General features: G+C 34.6%; 25 protein-coding genes. 1 reads left to right on the top strand and 24 read right to left on the bottom strand.

What is annotated here, in order from left to right; all coding sequences use genetic code 11:
- Positions 1–82 precede the first annotated feature (82 nt).
- The 6 genes from G3A47_RS08175 to G3A47_RS08150 form a co-directional block, all read right to left on the bottom strand.
- On the bottom strand, positions 83–1,474 hold the full coding sequence (locus G3A47_RS08175; RefSeq protein ID WP_166921675.1) for a UDP-glucose 6-dehydrogenase: 1,392 nt from the start codon (positions 1,472–1,474) through the stop codon (positions 83–85).
- Between the two features lie 30 nt (positions 1,475–1,504).
- Positions 1,505–2,488, bottom strand: coding sequence for an SDR family oxidoreductase (locus tag G3A47_RS08170; RefSeq protein WP_166921674.1), 984 nt, complete (start codon positions 2,486–2,488; stop codon positions 1,505–1,507).
- Positions 2,489–2,498: 10 nt separating this feature from the next.
- Positions 2,499–4,934, bottom strand: a complete 2,436-nt coding sequence (locus G3A47_RS08165; RefSeq protein WP_166921673.1) for a polysaccharide biosynthesis tyrosine autokinase — start codon at positions 4,932–4,934, stop codon at positions 2,499–2,501.
- Positions 4,935–4,949: 15 nt separating this feature from the next.
- Complete coding sequence (locus G3A47_RS08160) at positions 4,950–5,744, bottom strand: polysaccharide biosynthesis/export family protein (RefSeq protein WP_166921672.1); 795 nt, start codon at positions 5,742–5,744, stop codon at positions 4,950–4,952.
- Positions 5,745–5,815: 71 nt separating this feature from the next.
- Positions 5,816–6,436 (bottom strand): recombination mediator RecR, encoded by a 621-nt coding sequence (recR, locus tag G3A47_RS08155; RefSeq protein WP_166921671.1) that lies wholly within the window; start codon positions 6,434–6,436, stop codon positions 5,816–5,818.
- Positions 6,437–6,609: 173 nt separating this feature from the next.
- Positions 6,610–6,975: a CoA-binding protein gene (locus G3A47_RS08150; RefSeq protein ID WP_166921933.1), complete on the bottom strand. Its 366-nt coding sequence runs from the start codon at positions 6,973–6,975 to the stop codon at positions 6,610–6,612.
- 154 nt (positions 6,976–7,129) lie between these two features.
- Here G3A47_RS08150 and G3A47_RS08145 point away from each other — a divergent pair, with 154 nt between their 5' ends.
- A complete protein-coding gene (locus tag G3A47_RS08145; protein ID WP_166921670.1) occupies positions 7,130–7,762 on the top strand; it encodes a MarC family NAAT transporter in 633 nt (210 codons plus the stop codon).
- Between the two features lie 193 nt (positions 7,763–7,955).
- On the opposite strand, the gene ctlX is transcribed toward G3A47_RS08145, so the two are convergent.
- The 18 genes from ctlX to rplF all read right to left on the bottom strand — a co-directional run bounded on the left by ctlX (position 7,956) and on the right by rplF (position 20,948).
- Entirely contained in the window at positions 7,956–8,891 is a 936-nt protein-coding gene (gene ctlX, locus G3A47_RS08140; RefSeq protein ID WP_166921669.1) for a citrulline utilization hydrolase CtlX, read from the bottom strand.
- Positions 8,892–8,966: 75 nt separating this feature from the next.
- Entirely contained in the window at positions 8,967–9,881 is a 915-nt protein-coding gene (locus tag G3A47_RS08135; RefSeq protein WP_166921668.1) for a dimethylarginine dimethylaminohydrolase family protein, read from the bottom strand.
- A 65-nt stretch (positions 9,882–9,946) separates the two neighbouring features.
- The gene (locus tag G3A47_RS08130; RefSeq protein WP_166921667.1) at positions 9,947–11,224 is read right to left on the bottom strand and encodes a citrate synthase; all 1,278 of its coding nucleotides are present in this window, start codon (positions 11,222–11,224) and stop codon (positions 9,947–9,949) included.
- A 156-nt stretch (positions 11,225–11,380) separates the two neighbouring features.
- Complete coding sequence (gene eno / locus G3A47_RS08125; RefSeq protein WP_166921666.1) at positions 11,381–12,673, bottom strand: phosphopyruvate hydratase; 1,293 nt, start codon at positions 12,671–12,673, stop codon at positions 11,381–11,383.
- Positions 12,674–12,775: 102 nt separating this feature from the next.
- Positions 12,776–13,894, bottom strand: coding sequence for a glutamine-hydrolyzing carbamoyl-phosphate synthase small subunit (gene carA / locus G3A47_RS08120; RefSeq protein WP_166921665.1), 1,119 nt, complete (start codon positions 13,892–13,894; stop codon positions 12,776–12,778).
- Between the two features lie 244 nt (positions 13,895–14,138).
- The gene (gene rplQ, locus G3A47_RS08115) at positions 14,139–14,627 is read right to left on the bottom strand and encodes a 50S ribosomal protein L17 (RefSeq protein ID WP_166921664.1); all 489 of its coding nucleotides are present in this window, start codon (positions 14,625–14,627) and stop codon (positions 14,139–14,141) included.
- Positions 14,628–14,663: 36 nt separating this feature from the next.
- Positions 14,664–15,656, bottom strand: coding sequence for a DNA-directed RNA polymerase subunit alpha (locus G3A47_RS08110; protein WP_026109818.1), 993 nt, complete (start codon positions 15,654–15,656; stop codon positions 14,664–14,666).
- A gap of 21 nt (positions 15,657–15,677) precedes the next feature.
- On the bottom strand, positions 15,678–16,283 hold the full coding sequence (gene rpsD / locus G3A47_RS08105) for a 30S ribosomal protein S4 (RefSeq protein ID WP_029272055.1): 606 nt from the start codon (positions 16,281–16,283) through the stop codon (positions 15,678–15,680).
- Positions 16,284–16,375: 92 nt separating this feature from the next.
- Positions 16,376–16,759: a 30S ribosomal protein S11 gene (gene rpsK, locus G3A47_RS08100; RefSeq protein WP_007803677.1), complete on the bottom strand. Its 384-nt coding sequence runs from the start codon at positions 16,757–16,759 to the stop codon at positions 16,376–16,378.
- 8 nt (positions 16,760–16,767) lie between these two features.
- Positions 16,768–17,142 carry a 30S ribosomal protein S13 gene (gene rpsM / locus G3A47_RS08095; protein ID WP_166921663.1) on the bottom strand — a complete coding sequence of 125 codons (375 nt, stop codon included), beginning with the start codon at positions 17,140–17,142 and terminating at the stop codon, positions 16,768–16,770.
- 2 nt (positions 17,143–17,144) lie between these two features.
- A complete protein-coding gene (ykgO, locus tag G3A47_RS08090) occupies positions 17,145–17,261 on the bottom strand; it encodes a type B 50S ribosomal protein L36 (RefSeq protein ID WP_002987490.1) in 117 nt (38 codons plus the stop codon).
- Positions 17,262–17,273: 12 nt separating this feature from the next.
- Positions 17,274–17,489, bottom strand: a complete 216-nt coding sequence (gene infA, locus G3A47_RS08085; protein WP_007136545.1) for a translation initiation factor IF-1 — start codon at positions 17,487–17,489, stop codon at positions 17,274–17,276.
- Positions 17,490–17,496: 7 nt separating this feature from the next.
- Positions 17,497–18,843 carry a preprotein translocase subunit SecY gene (gene secY, locus G3A47_RS08080; protein ID WP_166921662.1) on the bottom strand — a complete coding sequence of 449 codons (1,347 nt, stop codon included), beginning with the start codon at positions 18,841–18,843 and terminating at the stop codon, positions 17,497–17,499.
- A 13-nt stretch (positions 18,844–18,856) separates the two neighbouring features.
- Positions 18,857–19,309, bottom strand: a complete 453-nt coding sequence (gene rplO, locus G3A47_RS08075) for a 50S ribosomal protein L15 (RefSeq protein WP_166921661.1) — start codon at positions 19,307–19,309, stop codon at positions 18,857–18,859.
- A gap of 11 nt (positions 19,310–19,320) precedes the next feature.
- Entirely contained in the window at positions 19,321–19,503 is a 183-nt protein-coding gene (rpmD, locus tag G3A47_RS08070; RefSeq protein WP_017495010.1) for a 50S ribosomal protein L30, read from the bottom strand.
- Positions 19,504–19,515: 12 nt separating this feature from the next.
- Positions 19,516–20,040, bottom strand: coding sequence for a 30S ribosomal protein S5 (rpsE, locus tag G3A47_RS08065; RefSeq protein WP_085950926.1), 525 nt, complete (start codon positions 20,038–20,040; stop codon positions 19,516–19,518).
- A gap of 3 nt (positions 20,041–20,043) precedes the next feature.
- Positions 20,044–20,394, bottom strand: a complete 351-nt coding sequence (gene rplR / locus G3A47_RS08060) for a 50S ribosomal protein L18 (RefSeq protein WP_166921660.1) — start codon at positions 20,392–20,394, stop codon at positions 20,044–20,046.
- A gap of 11 nt (positions 20,395–20,405) precedes the next feature.
- Complete coding sequence (gene rplF, locus G3A47_RS08055) at positions 20,406–20,948, bottom strand: 50S ribosomal protein L6 (RefSeq protein WP_166921659.1); 543 nt, start codon at positions 20,946–20,948, stop codon at positions 20,406–20,408.
- Positions 20,949–20,966 lie beyond the last annotated feature (18 nt).

Raw genomic sequence — 20,966 nt, 5'->3', positions numbered from 1 at the left:
CACTTCTCTAATGAAATAAAATTTTTAATTCTACCGCTTTATTCGCTTCCTGTCCAATTTTAAATCAAGAATTAATTATCGATTATGAACCAATTCCGTTATAAACAAATCCAATAGCCTCCAACTGTTGCGCATTCAATATATTTCTTCCGTCAAAAACAAATGCCGGCTTGTGCATTGAATCATAGATTTTTTGCCAGTCGTATGTTGTAAATTCATCCCATTCGGTAAGAATTGCAATCGCATGAGCTCCTTTGCAGGCTTCATAAGGATTATCAAACGTCAAAACTGCATTATTATTCTCTTTAACTGATCTTGTTTCTAAATAATTTAGATCCGTCAGCATTTTATTTCTTGAAACTTTAGGGTCGTAAACAGAGATTTTTGCTTGTTCATTGATCAAATCATCGGCTACATATATTGCCGCAGACTCACGGGTATCGTTGGTATCTTTTTTGAATGCCCAACCCAAAAACGTAATCTTCTTATCTGCAACAGTATTATATAAGGTCTGAACGATTTTGCTTGAAAATCTTCTCTTCTGATGGTCGTTCATAATAATAACCTGCTCCCAATAATCGGCTACTTCATTCAATCCGTATGTTTTTGCAATATAAACTAAATTTAAAATATCCTTTTGAAAGCAAGATCCACCAAAACCAACAGAGGCTTTTAAGAATTTTGATCCAATTCTACTGTCCATTCCTATTGCTCTCGCTACCTCGTTTACATCAGCGCCTGTTTTCTCACACAATTCAGACATCGCATTTATAGACGAAATACGTTGCGCCAAAAAGGCATTTGCTGTAAGTTTAGACAATTCTGAAGACCAAACATTTGTAGTCAGAATTTTATCTTTGCTCACCCAGTTCGCATATACATCCACCAAAGCTTTTATAGCTACTTCTCCTTCAGGAGTGGTATCACCGCCAATTAAAATTCGATCCGGATTCAATAAATCGGTAACGGCAGTTCCTTCTGCTAAAAATTCAGGATTTGATAAAATTTGAAACTGAACTCCATTTCCGGTATTGTCTAAAATACTTTTTATTGCTTCTGCCGTACGTACCGGCAAAGTCGATTTCTCAACTACAATTTTATTTTCTTTTGCAACTTTAGCAATTTGTCTTGCGCATAATTCAATATATTTCAAATCAGCAGCCATGCCTTTTCCTTTTCCATAGGTTTTGGTTGGCGTATTTACTGAGATAAAAATCACCTGAGCTTCATCAATTGCTTTTTCAACTTCTGTTGAAAAGAAAAGATTTCTCCCTCTTGCCTCTGCTACAATTTCTGAAAGTCCCGGTTCGTAAATCGGAATATTATCGGTATTTGGATCATTCCAGTCTTTAATTCTTTGTTCGTTCAAATCAACAACAGTCACTTGAATATGTGGACATTTTTGAGCAATTACTGCCATCGTCGGACCTCCAACATAACCTGCACCAATGCAACAAATTTTTGTTACTTCCATTTAATTTAATTTAATATCTTAATCTTTGATTTATTTCAAATTGCTCCAGTACCAACTGACAGCTTCTTTTAATCCTTCCTGTAAAGAATATTTCGGATCATACCCCAACATTTTTCTGGCTTTAGCAATACTTGCTAATGAATGCGGAATATCGCCTGCTCTATTTTCACCATAAACAACTTCTACATCAGCAATCTTTGAATCCAATTCACTTAAGTATTTTTTCAAATAACCTGTCAAATCATTTAAAGTATTGCGATCACCAAATGCTGTATTGTAAACTGTATTTACGGCTTCGGGATTTTGACTTAACATTGCCAATTCGTTCATCTGAATCACATTATCAATATAGGTAAAATCACGCGAGTAATTTCCGTCACCGTTAATAACCGGACTTTCATAATTCATAAATTGCATCACAAACTTAGGAATTACGGCTGCATAAGCTCCTTTTGGATCTTGTTTTCGTCCAAAAACATTAAAATAGCGCAATCCTATTGTTTCCAAACCATATGTTTTACTGAAAATTTCAGCATATAATTCGTTTACATATTTTGTAATGGCATAGGGAGACAATGGCTTACCTATAACCTCTTCAACTTTTGGCAATCCTTCAGAATCTCCGTAGGTAGAAGAGCTCGCCGCATATATAAATCTCTTTACCTTCGTATCACGGGACGCTGTCAACATATTTAAAAAACCCGACACATTAACATCGTTTGTGGTTATCGGATCGTTTATTGATCTTGGCACAGAACCTAAAGCCGCCTGATGCAAAACATAATCAACACCATCAACCGCAGCAACACAATCGGTTATGTTGCGAATATCACCTTCAATCAATTTAAAATTTGGATTCTCAATAAAATCTTTCAGGTTATGGCGATGACCCGTGGCAAAATTATCTAAACAAACCACTTTATGACCTAATTTTAAAAAGTGCTCACATAAATTTGAACCAATAAAACCGGCACCTCCCGTAATTAAAATTTTATATTGAGTTGTTACTTCCATATCCTTCAAATTATTTTTTATTGAATTTGTTCAAAAGAGATTTCACAACACCAGGTCTTTCTTTTTCTTCATAATAACCATTAGAATAAGCCCCATAGCCATAACCGGAACCATATTTAGCTTTATTCTCATATCCGTTTAAAACGATACTTGCATTATTAAGCTCTCCTCTTTTTACTCTGTTGTTCAACAAAGTAATCATATCTTTTTTAGTATAATTTTGTCTTACAATATACAAAGTAACATCTGCATACTGAGCCAACTCTAAAGCATCGGAAACCAATCCAACCGGAGGTGTATCTAAAATAATATAATCATATTCTTGCTTTAACTCATCTATCAGTTCTTTCATCGCTTCACTTAAAATAAGCTCAGAAGGATTAGGAGGAACCGGACCTGACAAAATAACATCAAGATTAGCGATATGTGTTGTATTTGTTATTTCACTTAAGCTCTTTTGTTTAATCAAATAATTAACTACACCAACATTTTTGGTCAGATTAAACTCGTCAGCTAACCTTGGTTTTCTCAAATCTAAACCAACAATCACGGTTTTCTTTTCGCTTAAAGCAAAAACGGTGGCTATATTTATGGAGCAAAATGTTTTCCCTTCCCCACTTACAGACGAAGTAATCATTAATGTCTTTGCACCGCTGACACGTTGTTTTTTATACAAAAACTGCAAGGAAGAACGAACAGCACGGAAAGATTCTGAAAGAGCAGATTTTGGTCTGTCAAAAACCGCCAGACTCATATTTTCTTTATCAACTCCGATAACTCCAATAATAGGAATCTGCGTTAATTTACTAATATCCTCAACATTCTGAATTGAATTATTAATGAAGAAAATCACAAAAACAAACAACAAAGGAATCAACATCCCAAGAAACAAAGCCAGGACATAATTAGCAGAAGTTTTAGGTCCTACTAAATCTCCCCCAATATCTTTTGCCGGATCAATAAAATGGATGTCCGACAAATTAGACGCCTTTACAATTTCTGCTTCATTGCGTTTCTGCAAAAACTCCGTATAAATATTGTCATTTAAATCGTATTTTCTTTTGATCTTCAACAACTCCTGCTGCTCCTCAGGAAGTCTTTTAACCGTGCTTTCTGCCTGACCAATTTTGGCATTAACCATAGTCAAGTCATACAACAAGGATGATTTTGCGCTCACGATATTCTCTAACAAGACACCTTTAACCGCATTCATCTGATTATCAAAATCCTTAAAAATTTTATCACTTTTTACCGCATACGCCATTTCTGATCTTTGTGTAGAAAGCGCAATAAGTCTCGAAACATTTCCAACGATATTCGGATCCTCAATTCCTGCAACAGAAGGCGCGGGTAAACGCGAGTAGTCAACACTATTGTTTAAATATACTTTTAAGGAATTATAATAGGCTATTTTTCTGGAAATCTGATCTTTTTGTTTATCAAAATCCATTATTTTATCCGAAAACTTAGCTCCTCCATCTTCAATTTCATAAATATTCTTATCCTTTCGAAATGTTTTTAACTCGTTACCATTCTCTTTTAACTGAGACTCCATAGCAACAAGAGTACTATCTATAAAACGTATCGTGTTGTTTGCAAATTGATTTTTACCGTCAAGCTGAATTTTAATCAACATCTTTACTGTTGAGTTCAAATAATCAACCATTCTGGCTTTATTTGTTCCCTGCAAAGACAAAGTCAGCAAGGATCCTCCTTTGTCATCAGAAGTGACATTTATACCTCTGTAATTAGATACCGTACCGTCAAAATCATTAAATCTAACGAAGTACTCATTCCCTTTATAAAAACCCGGATTGTCATTTATTTGCAGTTTCCAATTCAGAAAAGGAAGCGAGACCTGTTCTCCAACCTTAAATCTTTTTACAAATTCTACAGGTTGAACTGCCGTATTAGTATAAGAATTAGTAGAATAATTTAGTAATGCAACCGAATTATTCTCAAATAAAACTCGGATTTCGTATACATTTTCACTTATAAATTTAACTCCAATAAGCGTATTTACAAGCTGTCCTTTTGTTTTATCAATATTTAAATAAAAGGGTATCTGGCCATATGAGTCAACCAAATTATATTCTCCCTTAGTAAGATAATCGATATAAAACTGCAGTTTATCAACAACCAATTCGTTATGCGATCTTGACTTCAGGATAGTAGAAATTCCATTTACCTGATCAGAAATCCCACCCCAATTAAAAACCAAGCTGGTATTAGAGGTAAAAAACGGATTACTTTCTTCCTTGATAGAAATCATGGTTTGCATGGCGTAAATTTTCTCTTTTCGAATATTTACCTGATATGCAATTGCAAATGCAATGATTAAACTAAACAAAAACCATTTCCAGTAACTTAAAATTTTTAATAAAAGTCCTTTAAAATCAAAATTCGAATGATTCTCAAAAATCGAAAAATCTTTTATATCTAGCATCTTTTCAACTGAATTTTAATTTTTAAGAATCAAATAAACGGTCGTTGCCAAGGACAACAAAGTAATAACAGTACCAATAGATTGTATACCGGTCTGTCCGGTCCCCCATGTTTTTTGCTTTAGAGGTTTCACATAAATATAATCGTTAGGCTGTAGATAATAATAAGGAGATTTCATCACATTAATATCTGTAAGATCAATATCATTCATCTGAACCCCCGTTGGAGTTTGACGAATTACAGTTACTGCCTTTCTATTTCCAACTGTTGTAATGTCTCCAGCATTTGCGATAGCTTGCATAATGTTTACATGCTCCTGAAACAATGTTTTGGTTCCCACATTTCCTACCTCTCCATTTATTGTATATCTGAAACCTGCTAATTTTACGGTTACAAAAATATTGGCCTCACTTTTAAAATATTCTTCAAGCAATTTTTTTTCAATCATCACTCTTACTTCTTCAAGCGTATAACCTATAACATTTAGTTCTCCTAAAATTGGCATTCTTATATTTCCGTGATCATTAACTGTAAAACCATCGAAGTACAAAGTCGACTCCGACTTCCCGGTTGCTGTCGAAGCATTCTCACTTTTATTAAAAATGGAAACTAGTTTGGGATCTATTGCTTTAATATCAATACTTATAACATCATTTACCTGCAATCTGTAAGGTTTGGATTCGACTTCCGCAATTGTATTTTGTTCTCCCGAAGCATTCTTATCCTGCAAATACACCAGATCTTTTACAGGAATACAAGAGGTAAACACTGTACTTATTAATAGCAATATATAAAAGCTTTTCTTTGTCATTATTAATATTTTATCCGCAAATATAGCTTTTCCTTTAATCTTCAGGAAATCTAGCTTTTTATTGGTTGTATTTAGTTGTTTTTGAAAGTTTTTTCGAACGGAACACGATGCAAAATACTTCTTCCGAGCGTAACTTCATCTGCGTATTCTAACTCGTCACCAACAGAAATCCCTCGTGCAATCGTCGAAACAATGATGTCATGGGCGGCAATCTGTTTGTAGATATAAAAATTCGTTGTATCTCCTTCCATCGTTGAACTTAATGCAAAAATAAGCTCTGTTACTTTTCCGGATTTTACTTTTTCTACCAAACTAGAAATATTTAGCTGACTGGGTCCAACTCCTTCAATTGGAGAAATCTTCCCTCCCAGAACATGATAAATTCCTTTGTACTGACCGGTATTCTCAATTGCCATTACATCCCGAATATCTTCAACTACACAAATCAACTCATGATTTCTCGCCGAATTTGCACAAATTTCACAAACTTTGGTATCCGAAATATTATGACAACTTTTACAAAACTTAATATCCTCCCGCATATTTAACAATGCCTGAGACAAAAAACCGGTTTGCTCTTTAGGCTGTTTTAACAAATGCAAAACCAAACGCAATGCGGTACGCTTACCTATTCCCGGTAATTGCGACATTTCGTTTACTGCTTTTTCTATTAATTTTGATGAAAATTCCATGACGACAAAAGTACTGTTTTTAATAATTTAGTAACGTTCTGACACCAAAAATCGATCCCAGTCGAGAAAACAAATTTTAGCAAAAGACTACTAAGTTTCAATTTAGATCAAACAACATCTCTTTTATACTTTCTTAGAATTAAAAAAAGACATTAAAAGATAGCCTTATTAGATTAATATTGATTTGTAGCCAATAAAACCAATGTACAAGCAACTTCAGCTTTGATATTATTAAGTTCCAACAATTGATACAGCTCCGGATTTTCAGAACCGGGATTAAAAATCACCCTTTTTGGTTTCGCTTCAACAATATAATTATAATAATCACGCTGACGTCCAGCATTCAAATACAAGGTTATAGTATCAATATTTTTAACAGGAATCGCTTTTGTATAAATTTTCACACCGGCAACTTCACCTGTGTTTTGACCTATTGCCAAAACGGTGTGTCCTTTTTCAACTAACGCATTTATGACTCTAAAAGCATAACGCTCCGGTTTTGTAGTTGCTCCGAGAACTAAAGTTTTTTTATTTTTCATCATTTTTAAATATCGTACAAAAGTAATCAAAAAGTACGAGCTTAATTCAGCTTATTTCGAAGAGGCTTAATTGAAATAAAAAAACAATATCTCAACATGAATTTACACTCAAATATTAAAAAAAGACTATTTTTACTCTACTAACCCAAACTATATGGATTTATTCATTTATTTATTTGCTGCCCTTTTTTCCGTTCTAAACCCAATCGGAACTGTCCCTATTTTTGTTGGACTAACGCAGCACGATTCTCAAAAAGAACGTTCCAGAATTTCATTATGGACCGCAATCAACGTTTTTATCATTTTATTAGTCTCGTACTTTATTGGTCAATACGTATTAACTTTCTTCGGAATTAGTATTGATGCACTCCGAATTGCCGGTGGAATTGTAATCGTAAACTCAGGCTTCTCATTACTTTCCGGAAAATTCAACAAGAAACGAGGTATTAATAAAAAGATCGAGAACGAAGCACAACAAAGAAACGACATTGCCTTAACTCCTCTCGCAATTCCAATGCTGGCCGGTCCGGGTTCCATGTCTTTGTTGATTGCTTTTTATCAGGAACATCATGAAGTAAACGAAATCATAATTTCTACAGCGGCTATTTTAGCAATAGCAATTGCAATTTTTGCGATTCTAAAAAGCGCCCATTACCTTGCCAGGATACTAGGTGCATCGGGAATTGTAGCCATATCACGAATTGTTGGTTTTATCGTAATTTCGATCGGTATACAATACATCGTAAGCGCGATAGTTAACATCATAAAAGGAAACCTGATGCCATAATTTCCATATCTTACTCCATAAAGAAAGGGATCAAACATGTTGTTTGATCCCTTTCTTTTTATTCCGTAAAATCTTTTTTCATCTGAGTCTGATTATACAATAGTACCACTAAATCAGAAAAAATATAATTCGTGAAAATTCGCGCTATTGCTTCGCCTGTTCGCTATCGCTCCAGTCGTGGCAAGTATTCTTTTTAGTTTCTAGGCAAAAACACCTCTGCCATCATACATCTTGCACTTCCACCGCCACAAGCTTCGATTGTATCTAAACTTGAACTTAAGATTTCAGCATGACCTTCTAACTGAGCAATTTGTTTTGGTGTTAAACTTTGATGAGCCGAAGCACTCATAACAATATACCTCTTGTCATTTGTTCCTCTAACTTCCAACATATTACCTGCAAAGTTATTAACCTGAGCCTCGGTAATTAAAATAACTTCTTTATTATCTGCTTTTAAGTTCTCCAGAACCATTTTGCGTTCTTTTTTATCATCGATGCAGTCCGCACAAATAACAGCGAAAGTTTCACCCAAACACATCATTACATTGGTATGGTAAATCAATTTTCGTTCGCCATCAACCGTTTGAAAAGCTTCAAAAATAACCGGAGCATAATCAAAATCTTCACAGAATTCGATAAACAATTCCTCATCAGCACGTGGTGACAAAGCACAATATGCTTTTCCGTTTGCACGGTCTAAAAGCAAACTTCCGGTACCTTCAAGAAAAATACCATCTTCTTCTGCCGAGGTATAATCCATTATGTCGGTAATTTCAAAACCTTTGTCTTCCAGTGTATCTAAAATATCTTCACGACGTTCCTGACGACGGTTTTCTGCAAACATCGGGTATAAAGCTACCTCTCCGTTTTCATGAAACGAAACCCAATTATTTGGAAAAATACTATCCGGAGTATCTGTTTCTAAAGTATCTTCAATAACGGTAACATCAACTCCTACAGCTCTCAATTTCTCAACAAAAACATCAAATTCTTGTTGTGCTTTAGCATTTACTGTACTCGGCAAAAGTCCATCGAGAACTTTTTGATAATAGTTATTGACAGCCGTTTGCTCATTCATTCTGAAAGCAACTGGACGAATCATTACAATTGCATTGGTTGTTTGTTTCATTTTTTATATTTTTTTGTTTCAGGTTTCAAGTTTCAAGTTGCAAAAAACCTGAAACCTAAAACTTGAAACTCTTTTTTAATCTCTTATCAACGGCAATGTCGAACATCTCAACAATCCCTCTTGTTTTGCAATTTCGGCGTATGGAATTTCTTCAACCGTAAAACCTTTTGAACGCAACCAATTGTTCAAACGGGTAAAGTTTTTCTCTGAAACCACTACATCGGTATCAATGGAAAATACATTCGAGAACATATAATACATTTCATCTCTTTCGATATGAAATAAATTTTCTTTTCCAAAAAGATTCACCAGGTACAAATAATCTGCTTCTTCGCGAAAGCCTCGTTTGTAAATAATCCCTTTGTCTTTTCCAACAGGCTGAAAGCAACAGTCTAAGTGCAAAGCATTGTCTCTGGCTTCTAATTTAGATTTAACCAGATCGAACTCTTTAACAATCTTATTTGGGAATAATTCTTTAATATAATTTACACCGTGCATATTGGTACGGGCCGTAATATAATCTTTGTAATCACTGCCTTTATAGGTTCCTATAAAAATATGATCATTCCAAACCATAACATCACCACCTTCGATATGAACTTCTTCCGGCGGACGAACCACTTTTTGAGGATTCATTTGATTAATTACATATTGAATCGCATCTAGTTCTCTCTCACGGTCCGGTAAAATATTAGATTTCACAAAGGTATCATCAATAACAAATCCTATATCTCTTGCAAAAATCTGATTGTAATTTTCTATCATCTCAGGACGATAAACCGTTACATCATATTTTTGAAAAACAGCATTAAAAGCATCCATTTCAACAACCATATCTTTTTCAAGAGGATAGGTTCCTGCCTTAATATGTTCCAATGATTTAGGGTCATAGGCTTCATCTAATGTTGGAGTTGGCCCATTATGAACAGCTGAACCCAAAACTACAGCACGTAATCTTGACGTTTCGTTCTTTACATTTAATTGCAACATAACTTTATTGTATTTTGAACAAAGATAAAAAAAGCTTCACAGTTACGTGAAGCTTTAAAATGTTTTTATTTATTTGACTTAAAGTCTCTCAACGGATGTCCAGTATATATTTGTCTTGGTCTTCCGATTGGCTCTTTATTCTCACGCATTTCTTTCCATTGCGCAATCCAGCCCGGTAATCTACCAATAGCAAACATTACAGTAAACATATCTGTTGGAATTCCTAACGCTCTGTAGATAATTCCAGAGTAGAAATCAACGTTTGGATATAAGTTTCTTGATTTGAAGTATTCATCTTCTAAAGCAGCTTCTTCCAGTTTTTTAGCAATCTCTAAAATCGGATCTTCAACACCTAAAGTTTCTAACACTTCTTTAGCTGCTTTTTTGATAATTCTTGCTCTAGGATCAAAGTTTTTATAAACTCTGTGACCAAATCCCATTAAACGGAAAGGGTCGTTTTTATCTTTGGCTTTCGCCATAAATTTATCTGTATCTCCACCATCTTTATTGATCTCTTCCAGCATCTCCAAAACAGCTTGGTTTGCACCACCGTGAAGTGGTCCCCAAAGTGCAGAAACACCTGCAGAAATAGAAGCAAACAATCCTGCATGAGAAGAACCAACCATTCTTACCGTAGAAGTTGAACAGTTTTGCTCATGATCTCCGTGTAAGATAAACAATTTGTCTAATGCATTAACAACAATTGGGTTTGCAGCGTAAGGTCCTGTAGGCAATTTAAACATTAATTGCATAAAGTTCTCTACATAACCTTGTGTATTGTCATAATAATTCAATGGGTAGCCCATTGTTTTTCTGTACGTCCATGTAGCAATAACAAGAAACTTAGCTATTGTTTTGCAGATAGCCTCATACATTTCTTTTTCATTCTCTACATTTACAGATTTTGGGTTAAACGCTGTTAAAGCACTTGTCAAGGCAGACAAAACTCCCATCGGGTGAGCCGTTTTCGGGAAACCGTCAATGATGTTTTTCATTTCTTCGTTAACCAAAGTATGCTTTTTAATATCAGCATCAAATTGAGCTAATTGTTGAGCCGTTGGCAATTCACCGAAAATTAAAAGGTAAGATACTTCAGGGAAAGTTGCTTTTTCAGCTAAATCTTCAATTGAATATCCTCTGTAACGTAAAATTCCAAGTTCTCCATCTAAGAAAGTAATTTCACTTGTACAAGATCCTGAATTTTTATATCCCGGGTCAAGTGTAATAAAACCAGTTAAATCACGTAATTTGTTAATATCGACAGCAGACTCATTTTCACTCCCGGTAATTACAGGAAGTTCAATTTTTTTACCGTCTATTTCTAATGTAGCTGTTTTTGACATAATATATCGAAAATAAATCTTTAAAATAATAATTTACCAAATCTAAGGAATTTAAGACTAATTAAAAAAAGAATCCTCCTATGAATTTGTTAAAACTCCAAAAAAAAACCATCCATAAAAACGGATGGTTTAAATATAGTCTATAATTGTTTACAATTATTTGATTTTGAAAGCATTTAAGCCAGGGAAATAAGCTGTACTACCCAATTCCTCTTCGATTCTTAATAATTGGTTGTATTTAGCCATACGATCAGAACGAGAAGCAGAACCTGTTTTAATCTGACCACAGTTTAATGCTACTGCTAAATCTGCAATAGTATTATCTTCTGTTTCTCCTGAACGGTGAGACATTACTGAAGTATATCCTGCATTTTTAGCCATATTTACAGCTGCAATCGTTTCTGTTAAAGTTCCAATTTGGTTTACTTTTACCAAGATTGAATTTGCGATACCTTTTTGGATTCCTGTTGACAAACGTTCTACGTTGGTAACAAACAAATCATCACCTACTAATTGAACTTTATCACCAATTTTCTCTGTCAGGTATTTCCATCCGTTCCAGTCATCTTCGTACATACCGTCTTCGATAGAGATAATTGGATATTTAGCAGCCAATTCAGCTAAATAATCCGCTTGTTCTTCAGAAGTTCTGATTTTTCCGGTTTCACCTTCAAATTTTGTGTAATCGTATTTACCGTTTACATAAAATTCAGAAGCAGCACAGTCAAGCGCAATCATAATTTCGTCTCCGAAAGAATATCCTGCATTTTCAACTGCTTTTTTAATTGTGTCTAAAGCGTCCTCAGTTCCACCGGCTAAGTTTGGAGCAAAACCTCCTTCGTCACCTACAGCAGTACTTAAACCTCTATCGTGTAATACTTTTTTCAAACTGTGAAAAATCTCAGTTCCCATTTGCATAGAATGCGTAAAAGAAGTTGCTTTTACCGGGAAAATCATAAATTCCTGAAATGCGATTGGCGCATCAGAGTGAGAACCACCATTAATGATGTTCATCATTGGCACAGGTAATGTATTAGCAGAAACTCCACCTACATATCTGTATAAAGGCAATCCAAGTTCGTTAGCAGCAGCTTTTGCAGCAGCCAAAGAAACTCCTAAAATTGCATTTGCTCCTAATTTAGATTTGTTTGGAGTTCCATCTAAATCGATCATCGTTTGATCAATTACGTTTTGTTCAAAAACAGAAATTCCAACTAACTCTTCAGCAATAACAGTATTTACATTATTCACTGCATTCAAAACACCTTTTCCAAGGTAAGCTTTACCACCATCACGTAATTCAACCGCTTCATGCTCTCCGGTTGAAGCTCCGGAAGGAACAGCTGCTCTACCTAAAACTCCGTTTTCAGTTATTACATCAACTTCAATAGTTGGATTACCTCTGGAATCAAGAATTTGTCTTGCGTGAATTTTAATTATAATACTCATTATTTTTGTTTTTTTATTAATAGATTATATATTTTTTTCGAAATTATAAAAATATCCAATAGAAAATACGCATTTTAACTATTAAAAACCTTTATTTATTAACTATATCGTTTTAGAAGTAGCCTCTTTGATGTTCTCTACAAACTGATCAAACAAATAAGAAGAATCATGAGGTCCCGGACTTGCTTCCGGATGGTATTGTACTGAAAAACAATTCTTATTTTTCATACGCATACCCGCCACAGTTCCGTCATTCAAATGCAGGTGTGTAATCTCTAAGTCAGGGTGATTATCTAATTGTTCTTTATTAACTGCAAAACCATGGTTTTGAGAAGTAATCTCCCCTTTACCTGTAATAATGTTTTTTACAGGATGATTTATTCCTCGGTGTCCGTTAAACATTTTATACGTCTGAACTCCGTTTGCCAAAGCAATTACCTGATGCCCTAAACAAATTCCGAACAAAGGTTTATTATCCGCAAGAATTTCTTTTGCCACTTCAATTGCACCAAAAAGCGGATCCGGATCACCAGGTCCGTTTGACAAGAAGTACCCATCCGGATTAAACGCTGCCAGATCTTTATAAGTTGAATTATATGGGAACACTTTTATGTAACAATCTCTCTTAGCCAGATTTCTAAGGATATTTGTTTTAATACCAAGATCTAAAGCAGAGATTTTATAAGTAGCATTTTCGTCACCAAAAAAATAAGGCTCAGTAGTCGAAACTTTCGATGCCAACTCTAAACCTTCCATGTTTGGCACATTGGCCAACTCTTTCTTTAAGTCTTCAACAGAAGTACCGTCTGTACAAATAACAGCGTTCATAGCTCCGTTATCACGAATGTAACTTACCAATGCACGTGTATCAACATCAGAAATACAAATTAGATTTTGTTTTGTGAAATAATCTTCCAAACTACCGGAAGCATCTTCTCTGGAATAATTGAAACTAAAGTTTTTACAAACTAAACCGGCAATTTTAACAGAATCTGATTCTACTTCTGAATCATTAACTCCATAATTTCCAATATGCGTATTAGTTGCCACCATAATTTGTCCGTAATAAGAAGGATCTGTAAAAATCTCCTGATATCCGGTCATTCCAGTATTAAAACAAACTTCTCCAAAAGTTTTACCGCTAATTCCGATAGATTTTCCATGAAAAATAGTTCCATCACTTAGTAATAAAATGGCGCTTTGTCGTGTAGTGTATTTCATTCTTTAATTGTATTGTTTTTAATCGTCTTATGAAACCGGTAAAGCCTGTTTCAATTGTAATTAGATATTTTGCAAATTTACTTCCTTAAAAGAGTGCCTCCAAGATTTTTTAAAAATTTCATTCATAAAAATAAAACCGGAGTATCTTAATAAGTTAGATTTCTATTTTAAAAAAAAATCAAAAAAAAAGGATAAACTAAAAATTAGTTTATCCTTGATTTCTATAGAATCATTACTTTCATAATTATTCAGAAGCTTCAGTAGTCGATTCTGATTCAGCAGCAGGAGCTTCAGGAGTACCCTCAGCTTTTTTTGCTTTACCACCACGACGGCTTTTTGCTTTTTTAACTTCTTTTTTACCTCCATTGTAAAGTTCATTGAAATCTACAAGTTCGATCATTGCCATATCAGCATTATCTCCCAAACGATTTCCAACTTTAATGATACGAGTGTATCCACCTGGACGGTCACCAACTTTAGCAGCTACGTCTCTGAACAAGTCAGTTACCGCATATTTACTACGTAGGTAAGCAAAAACAATACGACGGTTGTGAGTCGTATCTTCTTTTGATTTTGTGATTAAAGGCTCAACGAATTGTTTAAGCGCTTTAGCTTTAGCAACAGTAGTGTTAATACGTTTGTGCTCGATAAGAGAACAAGCCATATTAGCCAACATAGCTTTTCTATGTCCAGTCTGTCTGCTTAAGTGATTGAATTTTTTTCCGTGTCTCATTGCTATTTTAAATTTAATCCGCCGCAGCGGATTGAATTATTCTTTATCTAATTTGTATTTAGCTAAATCCATTCCGAAAGTAAGATTTTTAACTGCAACAAGTTCATCAAGTTCAGTTAAAGATTTTTTACCAAAATTACGGAATTTCATTAGGTCATTTTTATTGAACGATACTAAATCACCAAGTGTATCAACTTCAGCCGCTTTCAAGCAATTTAATGCTCTAACAGATAAATCCATATCAACAAGCTTAGTTTTAAGCAATTGTCTCATATGCAATGACTCTTCATCATACGATTCTGTTTGTGCAATTTCGTCAGCCTCGAGTGTAATTCTTTCGTCAGAAAATAACATGAAGTGGTGAATTAAAACTTTAGCAGCTTCAGTAAGAGCATCTTTTGGATTAATCGAACCATCAGTTTTAATTTCAAAAACTAATTTTTCGTAATCTGTTTTTTGTTCCACACGGAAGTTTTCAATAGCATATTTTACATTTTTTACCGGAGTAAAAATAGAGTCTGTAAAAATAGTACCAATTGCTGCGTTCTGTTTTTTGTTCTCCTCAGCAGGAACATATCCTCTACCTTTTTCGATTGTTAAATCGAAGTTCAATTTGATTTTAGAATCTAAATTACAGATTACTAAGTCTGGATTCAGAACTTGGAAACCTGAGATAAATTTTTGAAAATCACCTGCTGTTAACTGATCTTTACCAGAAACAGAAATTGTAACTGCTTCATTATCGATATCTTCAATCTGACGTTTGAAACGTACTTGTTTTAGATTAAGGATAATTTCGGTAACGTCTTCAACAACACCTGAAATAGTAGAAAACTCATGATCTACACCCTCGATACGAACAGATGTAATTGCATAACCTTCTAATGCTGAAAGCAAAACTCTTCTAAGTGCATTACCAACAGTCAATCCATAACCAGGTTCCAAAGGTCTAAATTCGAATTTACCTTCAAAATCGGTTGAATCGATCATGATAACTTTATCGGGCTTTTGAAAATTAAATATTGCCATAAATTTCGACTAAGTCAATTATTATTTGTTGTACAACTCTACGATTAATTGTTCTTTAATGTTTTCTGGAATTTGAAGTCTCGCAGGTACAGAAACGAAAGTTCCTTCTTTAAGATCATTGTTCCAGGTAATCCATTCGTAAACATGACTTGAATTTGATAAAGAACGCTCGATAGCTTCTAAAGATTTAGATTTTTCACGAACTGCAACTTTATCACCAGGCTTAAGGTGGTAAGAAGGAATATTTACAACTTCACCATTTACGGTAATGTGTCTGTGAGATACGATTTGACGTGCACCTCTTCTAGAAGGAGCGATACCCATTCTAAAAACAACATTATCCAATCTTGCTTCGCATAATTGTAATAAAACTTCACCAGTAACTCCTTTAGTAGCTGATGCTTTTTCGAATAAATTTCTGAATTGTTTTTCTAAAATTCCGTAAGAATATTTAGCTTTTTGCTTTTCCATTAACTGAACAGCGTACTCAGATTTTTTTCCTCTTTTTTTAGCCATCCCGTGTTGTCCAGGTGGGTAATTTCTTTTTTCGAAAGATTTATCATCTCCGAAAATTGCTTCGCCAAATTTACGAGCGATTCTTGTGCTAGGACCAGTATATCTTGCCATTTTAAATTGTTTAAGATAGAGATTATGAATTCAGGTCTTATCCTTCGATAATCTATGTTCTATCTAGGTTATACTATAATTAAATTTGAGTATTAAACTCTACGTCTTTTTGGAGGACGACATCCGTTGTGAGGCATTGGAGTAACATCGATAATCTCAGTAACTTCAATTCCACCGTTATGAATAGAACGGATAGCAGACTCACGTCCGTTTCCTGGTCCTTTTACATAAACTTTTACTTTTTTAAGTCCTGCCTCAAGAGCTACTTTACTACAATCTTCTGCTGCCATTTGAGCTGCGTACGGAGTGTTCTTTTTAGAACCTCTGAAACCCATTTTACCAGCTGAAGACCAAGAAATAACTTCACCTTTCTTATTAGTCAAAGAAATGATAATGTTGTTGAAAGTGGCAGAAATATGAGCTTCACCCGTTGATTCAACGATAACTTTACGTTTTTTTGCAGTTGCTTTAGCCATATTACTTATTATTTAGTTGCTTTTTTCTTGTTAGCAACAGTTTTTCTTTTACCTTTTCTAGTTCTAGAGTTGTTTTTAGTTCTTTGTCCTCTTAATGGAAGACCAGCTCTATGACGGATACCTCTATAACAACCAATATCCATTAAACGTTTGATGTTTAAAGAAACTTCAGAACGTAATTCACCTTCAATTTTGTATACTCCAACAGCTTCACGAATTGCTCCGATCTCGTCGTCATTCCAATCTTGAACTTTTTTATCTTGGCTTACTTGAGCTTTTTCTAAAATCTCAATAGCTCTACTTTTTCCTAATCCAAAGATGTAGGTAAGTGCAATAACACCTCTTTTGTTTTTTGGGATATCTACCCCTGCTATTCTTGCCATAATTATCCTTGTCTTTGTTTAAATCTAGGATTCTTTTTGTTTATTACGTACAATCTCCCTTTTCTGCGCACGATAATGCACTCGGCGCTTCTCTTTTTTACTGATGCTCTAACTTTCATATTGAATATCCTTTAATATCGATAAGTAATTCTTGCTTTTGACAAATCATAAGGGCTCATTTCCAGTTTCACTTTATCACCAGGTAATAATTTGATATAATGCATACGCATCTTTCCAGAAATATGAGCAATCACGATATGTCCATTTTCTAACTCCACACGGAACATCGCATTTGACAATGCTTCAATGATTGATCCGTCTTGTTCTATTGCTGATTGTTTTGCCATAAATATATTAAGCTACCGCTTTTCTATTTTTACCAGTCTTCATTAAACCATCATAATGTTTGTTTAACAAGTATGAATTGATTTGTTGAATAGTATCTATTGCAACACCAACCATAATTATTAATGAGGTACCTCCAAAAAACATTGCCCAAGATGGTTGTACATCCATAATACTTACAACAATAGCTGGGAACACAGCAATCAAAGCAAGGAATAAAGATCCTGGGAAAGTTATCAAGGACATCACTTTATCAAGAAAGTCTGAAGTTTCAGCTCCCGGGCGAACGCCAGGAATAAAACCACCACTTCTCTTCAAATCGTCAGCCATTTTGTTAGTCGGTACGGTGATCGCAGTATAAAAGAATGTAAATACAATAATTAAAGTTGCAAAAACAAAATTATACCAGAAACCAAACATATCGCTAAATGCTCCAACGATCGATTGTGATGTGTCTGATTTAGACAATCCAGCTACAGCCGCAGGTATAAACATAATTGCCTGAGCAAAAATGATTGGCATAACTCCTGAAGCGTTAAGCTTAAGAGGAATCCATTGTCTATTACCACCTGCTAAATCTTGCTCATAATCACCAGTTGTCGTACGACGAGCGTATTGAACCGGGATTCTACGTACTGCCATTGTAAGCAATACACAAGAGATAATAACTAATAACCACACAATAATTTCAATAACTAACAACATTGGACCTCCATTGTTGTTGGTAACTCTCGTTGTAAACTCTTGAATAAAAGCTTGCGGTAAACGAGCTAAGATACCAACCATAATCAATAACGAAATTCCATTTCCAATACCTTTATCTGTAATTTTCTCACCAAGCCACATAGCAAAAATTGTACCTGTAACTAAAATGATAACTGACGAGAACAAAAATTCAGGAGAATTAAAGCCTAGTAAGAATGCACTACCAGGCAATGTTCTGTATAAATTATAGATATAAGTTGGACCTTGAACCAGTGTAATAGCTATAGTCAACCAACGAGTGATTTGATTAATCTTTTTTCTACCACTTTCTCCATCGCTTTGAAGCTTTTGCAAATAAGGAATCGCAATTCCCATTAACTGAACAACAATAGATGCAGAAATATAAGGCATAATTCCTAAAGCAAAAACTGAAGCTTTAGAGAAAGCACCTCCTGTAAACATGTCTAGGATAGATCCTAAACCATTTTTAGTCTGTCCCGCTAAACCTGTTAATTGAGTTGCGTCAATACCAGGAAGCGTAACGTGTGCACCAAAACGATATACTAAAAGCAATCCTAATGTAATTAAGATTCTATTTTTCAGTTCTTCGATTTTCCAAACATTACTTATTGATTCAATAAATTTCTTCATCTTAGTAGATAAGTTATATAGTTACAGCTTCTCCACCAGCAGCTTCAATAGCAGCTTTTGCAGTAGCAGTAAATTTGTGGGCAGTTACTTTTAATTTTGCTTTCAATTCTCCTCTACCTAAAATCTTAACGATTTCATTTTTGGTAGCAAGACGGTTAGCTACGAAATCTGCCATAGAAACAGAATCAGTAATCACACCATTGTCTACTAATAATTGAAGCGTATCTAAATTAACACCTTCGTATTCTTTACGATTGATGTTTGTGAAACCAAACTTAGGTACACGTCTTTGAAGTGGCATTTGCCCTCCTTCAAAACCAATCTTTTTAGAATAACCAGAACGAGATTTTGCTCCTTTGTGACCTCTTGCAGAAGTACCACCTTTTCCAGAACCTTCTCCTCTACCTAATCTTTTATTTTGATTGTGCGTTGACCCTTCAGCTGGTTGTAAGTTACTTAAATTCATAACAGTATTTGTTATTTAGCTTCTTCTACAGAAACTAAGTGTTTAACTTTGTTTATCATACCAAGGATAGCAGGATTTGAATCATGCTCCACAACTTGTCCCATTTTACGTAGACCTAAAGCTTCCAAACCTCTCTTTTGAGAAAGAGGACAGTTGATTTTGCTTCTTACTTGTTTTACTAATAATTTAGCCATAATTTCCTTGAATTAACCTTTAAAAACTTTTTCTAAAGAAACACCTCTTTGTTTTGCAACAGTGTGAGCGCTTCTCATTTGTAATAAAGCATCAAAAGTTGCTTTCACTACGTTATGAGGATTTGATGATCCTTGAGATTTAGATAATACATCGTGAATACCTACTGATTCAAGAACTGAACGAACAGCTCCACCAGCAATAACTCCTGTACCATGAGAAGCAGGAATTAAGAATACACGTGCACCACCAAATTTACCTTTTTGTTCGTGAGGAACAGATTGTCCGTTCAAAGGAATTTTTACTAAATTTTTCTTAGCATCTTCTACTGCTTTCGCAATTGCTTCAGAAACGTCTTTAGATTTTCCTAATCCGTGACCCACTACTCCATTTTCATCACCTACAACTACAATAGCAGAAAAACCGAAAGCTCTACCTCCTTTTGTAACTTTAGTAACACGATTAACACTTACCAGACGATCTTTAAGTTCAAGACCACTTGGTTTTACCAATTCTACATTTTTGTATTTAGACATAATATATTAGAATTTAAGTCCAGCCGCTCTTGCGCCTTCTGCTAATGATTTAATACGACCGTGATATAAGTATCCACCTCTGTCAAAAGTGATGGTATCAATCCCGGCTTTTAACGCTTTCTCAGCAACTAGTTTTCCAACAGCAGCAGCGATTTCAACGTTAGTACCTTTTCCTATTTCTTTTTCTCTTGAAGATGCAGCTAATAAAGTAACTCCATTTACATCATCAATTAATTGAGCGTAAATTTCTTTGTTACTTCTAAACACAGATAATCTTGGGTTAGCAGCAGTACCACTAATCGATTTTCTAATTCTGAATCTAATTCTCTGTCTTCTATCAGATTTTGTTAATGACATAATCTTAATTTTTAAGCTGATTTACCTGCTTTTCTTCTTAATACTTCTCCTACAAACTTAACACCTTTTCCTTTATACGGCTCTGGCTTACGGAAACCTCTGATTTTCGCAGCAACCTGACCTAAAAGTTGTTTGTCTAATGATGTTAACTTTACGATAGGATTTTTACCTTTTTCAGATATTGTTTCAACAACTACTTCAGGAGCAATTTCCAAAACAATATTGTGAGAATATCCAAGAGCTAAATCTAACTTTTGACCTTGGTTTGAAGCTCTGTAACCTACTCCAACTAATTCTAGTTCTTTAGTAAAACCTTCAGATACACCCACAATCATGTTACTGATCAATGATCTGTATAATCCGTGTTTTGCTCTTTGGTCTTTATAATCAGACGATCTTTCTACTAAAATCTGATCGCCTTCAACTTTTACAGTAACGTCCGAAAACTCCTGAGTTAGTTGACCTCTTTTTCCTTTTACTGTAATACTACCGTCTTTAACTTCTACAGTTACACCAGCAGTGATTACAATTGGGCTTTTACCTATTCTTGACATCTTTATCTAGTGTTTAAA

This window comes from Flavobacterium poyangense (assembly GCF_011751075.1).
GTDB lineage: Bacteria > Bacteroidota > Bacteroidia > Flavobacteriales > Flavobacteriaceae > Flavobacterium > Flavobacterium poyangense.
Note: the sequence above shows the minus strand (reverse complement) of the source record. Positions and strands in the feature narration are given on the sequence as shown.

Bases quoted from the DNA above. Each gene is read 5' to 3' on its own strand.
- rpsK (WP_007803677.1), bottom strand. From the start codon at position 16,759: ATGGCTAAAGCAACTGCAAAAAAACGTAAAGTTATCGTTGAATCAACG.
- recR (WP_166921671.1), bottom strand. From the start codon at position 6,436: ATGGAATTTTCATCAAAATTAATAGAAAAAGCAGTAAACGAAATGTCG.
- eno (WP_166921666.1), bottom strand. From the start codon at position 12,673: ATGAGTATTATAATTAAAATTCACGCAAGACAAATTCTTGATTCCAGA.
- G3A47_RS08160 (WP_166921672.1), bottom strand. From the start codon at position 5,744: ATGACAAAGAAAAGCTTTTATATATTGCTATTAATAAGTACAGTGTTT.
- G3A47_RS08135 (WP_166921668.1), bottom strand. From the start codon at position 9,881: ATGTTGCAATTAAATGTAAAGAACGAAACGTCAAGATTACGTGCTGTA.
- G3A47_RS08145 (WP_166921670.1), top strand. From the start codon at position 7,130: ATGGATTTATTCATTTATTTATTTGCTGCCCTTTTTTCCGTTCTAAAC.
- rpsM (WP_166921663.1), bottom strand. From the start codon at position 17,142: ATGGCAAGAATAGCAGGGGTAGATATCCCAAAAAACAAAAGAGGTGTT.
- G3A47_RS08165 (WP_166921673.1), bottom strand. From the start codon at position 4,934: ATGCTAGATATAAAAGATTTTTCGATTTTTGAGAATCATTCGAATTTT.
- rplQ (WP_166921664.1), bottom strand. From the start codon at position 14,627: ATGAGACACGGAAAAAAATTCAATCACTTAAGCAGACAGACTGGACAT.
- G3A47_RS08170 (WP_166921674.1), bottom strand. From the start codon at position 2,488: ATGGAAGTAACAACTCAATATAAAATTTTAATTACGGGAGGTGCCGGT.
- carA (WP_166921665.1), bottom strand. From the start codon at position 13,894: ATGAAATACACTACACGACAAAGCGCCATTTTATTACTAAGTGATGGA.
- rpmD (WP_017495010.1), bottom strand. From the start codon at position 19,503: ATGGCTAAATTATTAGTAAAACAAGTAAGAAGCAAAATCAACTGTCCT.
- rplO (WP_166921661.1), bottom strand. From the start codon at position 19,309: ATGAATTTAAGTAACTTACAACCAGCTGAAGGGTCAACGCACAATCAA.
- rplF (WP_166921659.1), bottom strand. From the start codon at position 20,948: ATGTCAAGAATAGGTAAAAGCCCAATTGTAATCACTGCTGGTGTAACT.
- G3A47_RS08150 (WP_166921933.1), bottom strand. From the start codon at position 6,975: ATGAAAAATAAAAAAACTTTAGTTCTCGGAGCAACTACAAAACCGGAG.
- rpsD (WP_029272055.1), bottom strand. From the start codon at position 16,283: ATGGCAAGATATACTGGTCCTAGCACAAGAATCGCTCGTAAATTTGGC.
- G3A47_RS08110 (WP_026109818.1), bottom strand. From the start codon at position 15,656: ATGGCAATATTTAATTTTCAAAAGCCCGATAAAGTTATCATGATCGAT.
- ykgO (WP_002987490.1), bottom strand. From the start codon at position 17,261: ATGAAAGTTAGAGCATCAGTAAAAAAGAGAAGCGCCGAGTGCATTATC.
- G3A47_RS08130 (WP_166921667.1), bottom strand. From the start codon at position 11,224: ATGTCAAAAACAGCTACATTAGAAATAGACGGTAAAAAAATTGAACTT.
- G3A47_RS08175 (WP_166921675.1), bottom strand. From the start codon at position 1,474: ATGGAAGTAACAAAAATTTGTTGCATTGGTGCAGGTTATGTTGGAGGT.
- infA (WP_007136545.1), bottom strand. From the start codon at position 17,489: ATGGCAAAACAATCAGCAATAGAACAAGACGGATCAATCATTGAAGCA.
- secY (WP_166921662.1), bottom strand. From the start codon at position 18,843: ATGAAGAAATTTATTGAATCAATAAGTAATGTTTGGAAAATCGAAGAA.
- ctlX (WP_166921669.1), bottom strand. From the start codon at position 8,891: ATGAAACAAACAACCAATGCAATTGTAATGATTCGTCCAGTTGCTTTC.
- rplR (WP_166921660.1), bottom strand. From the start codon at position 20,394: ATGTCATTAACAAAATCTGATAGAAGACAGAGAATTAGATTCAGAATT.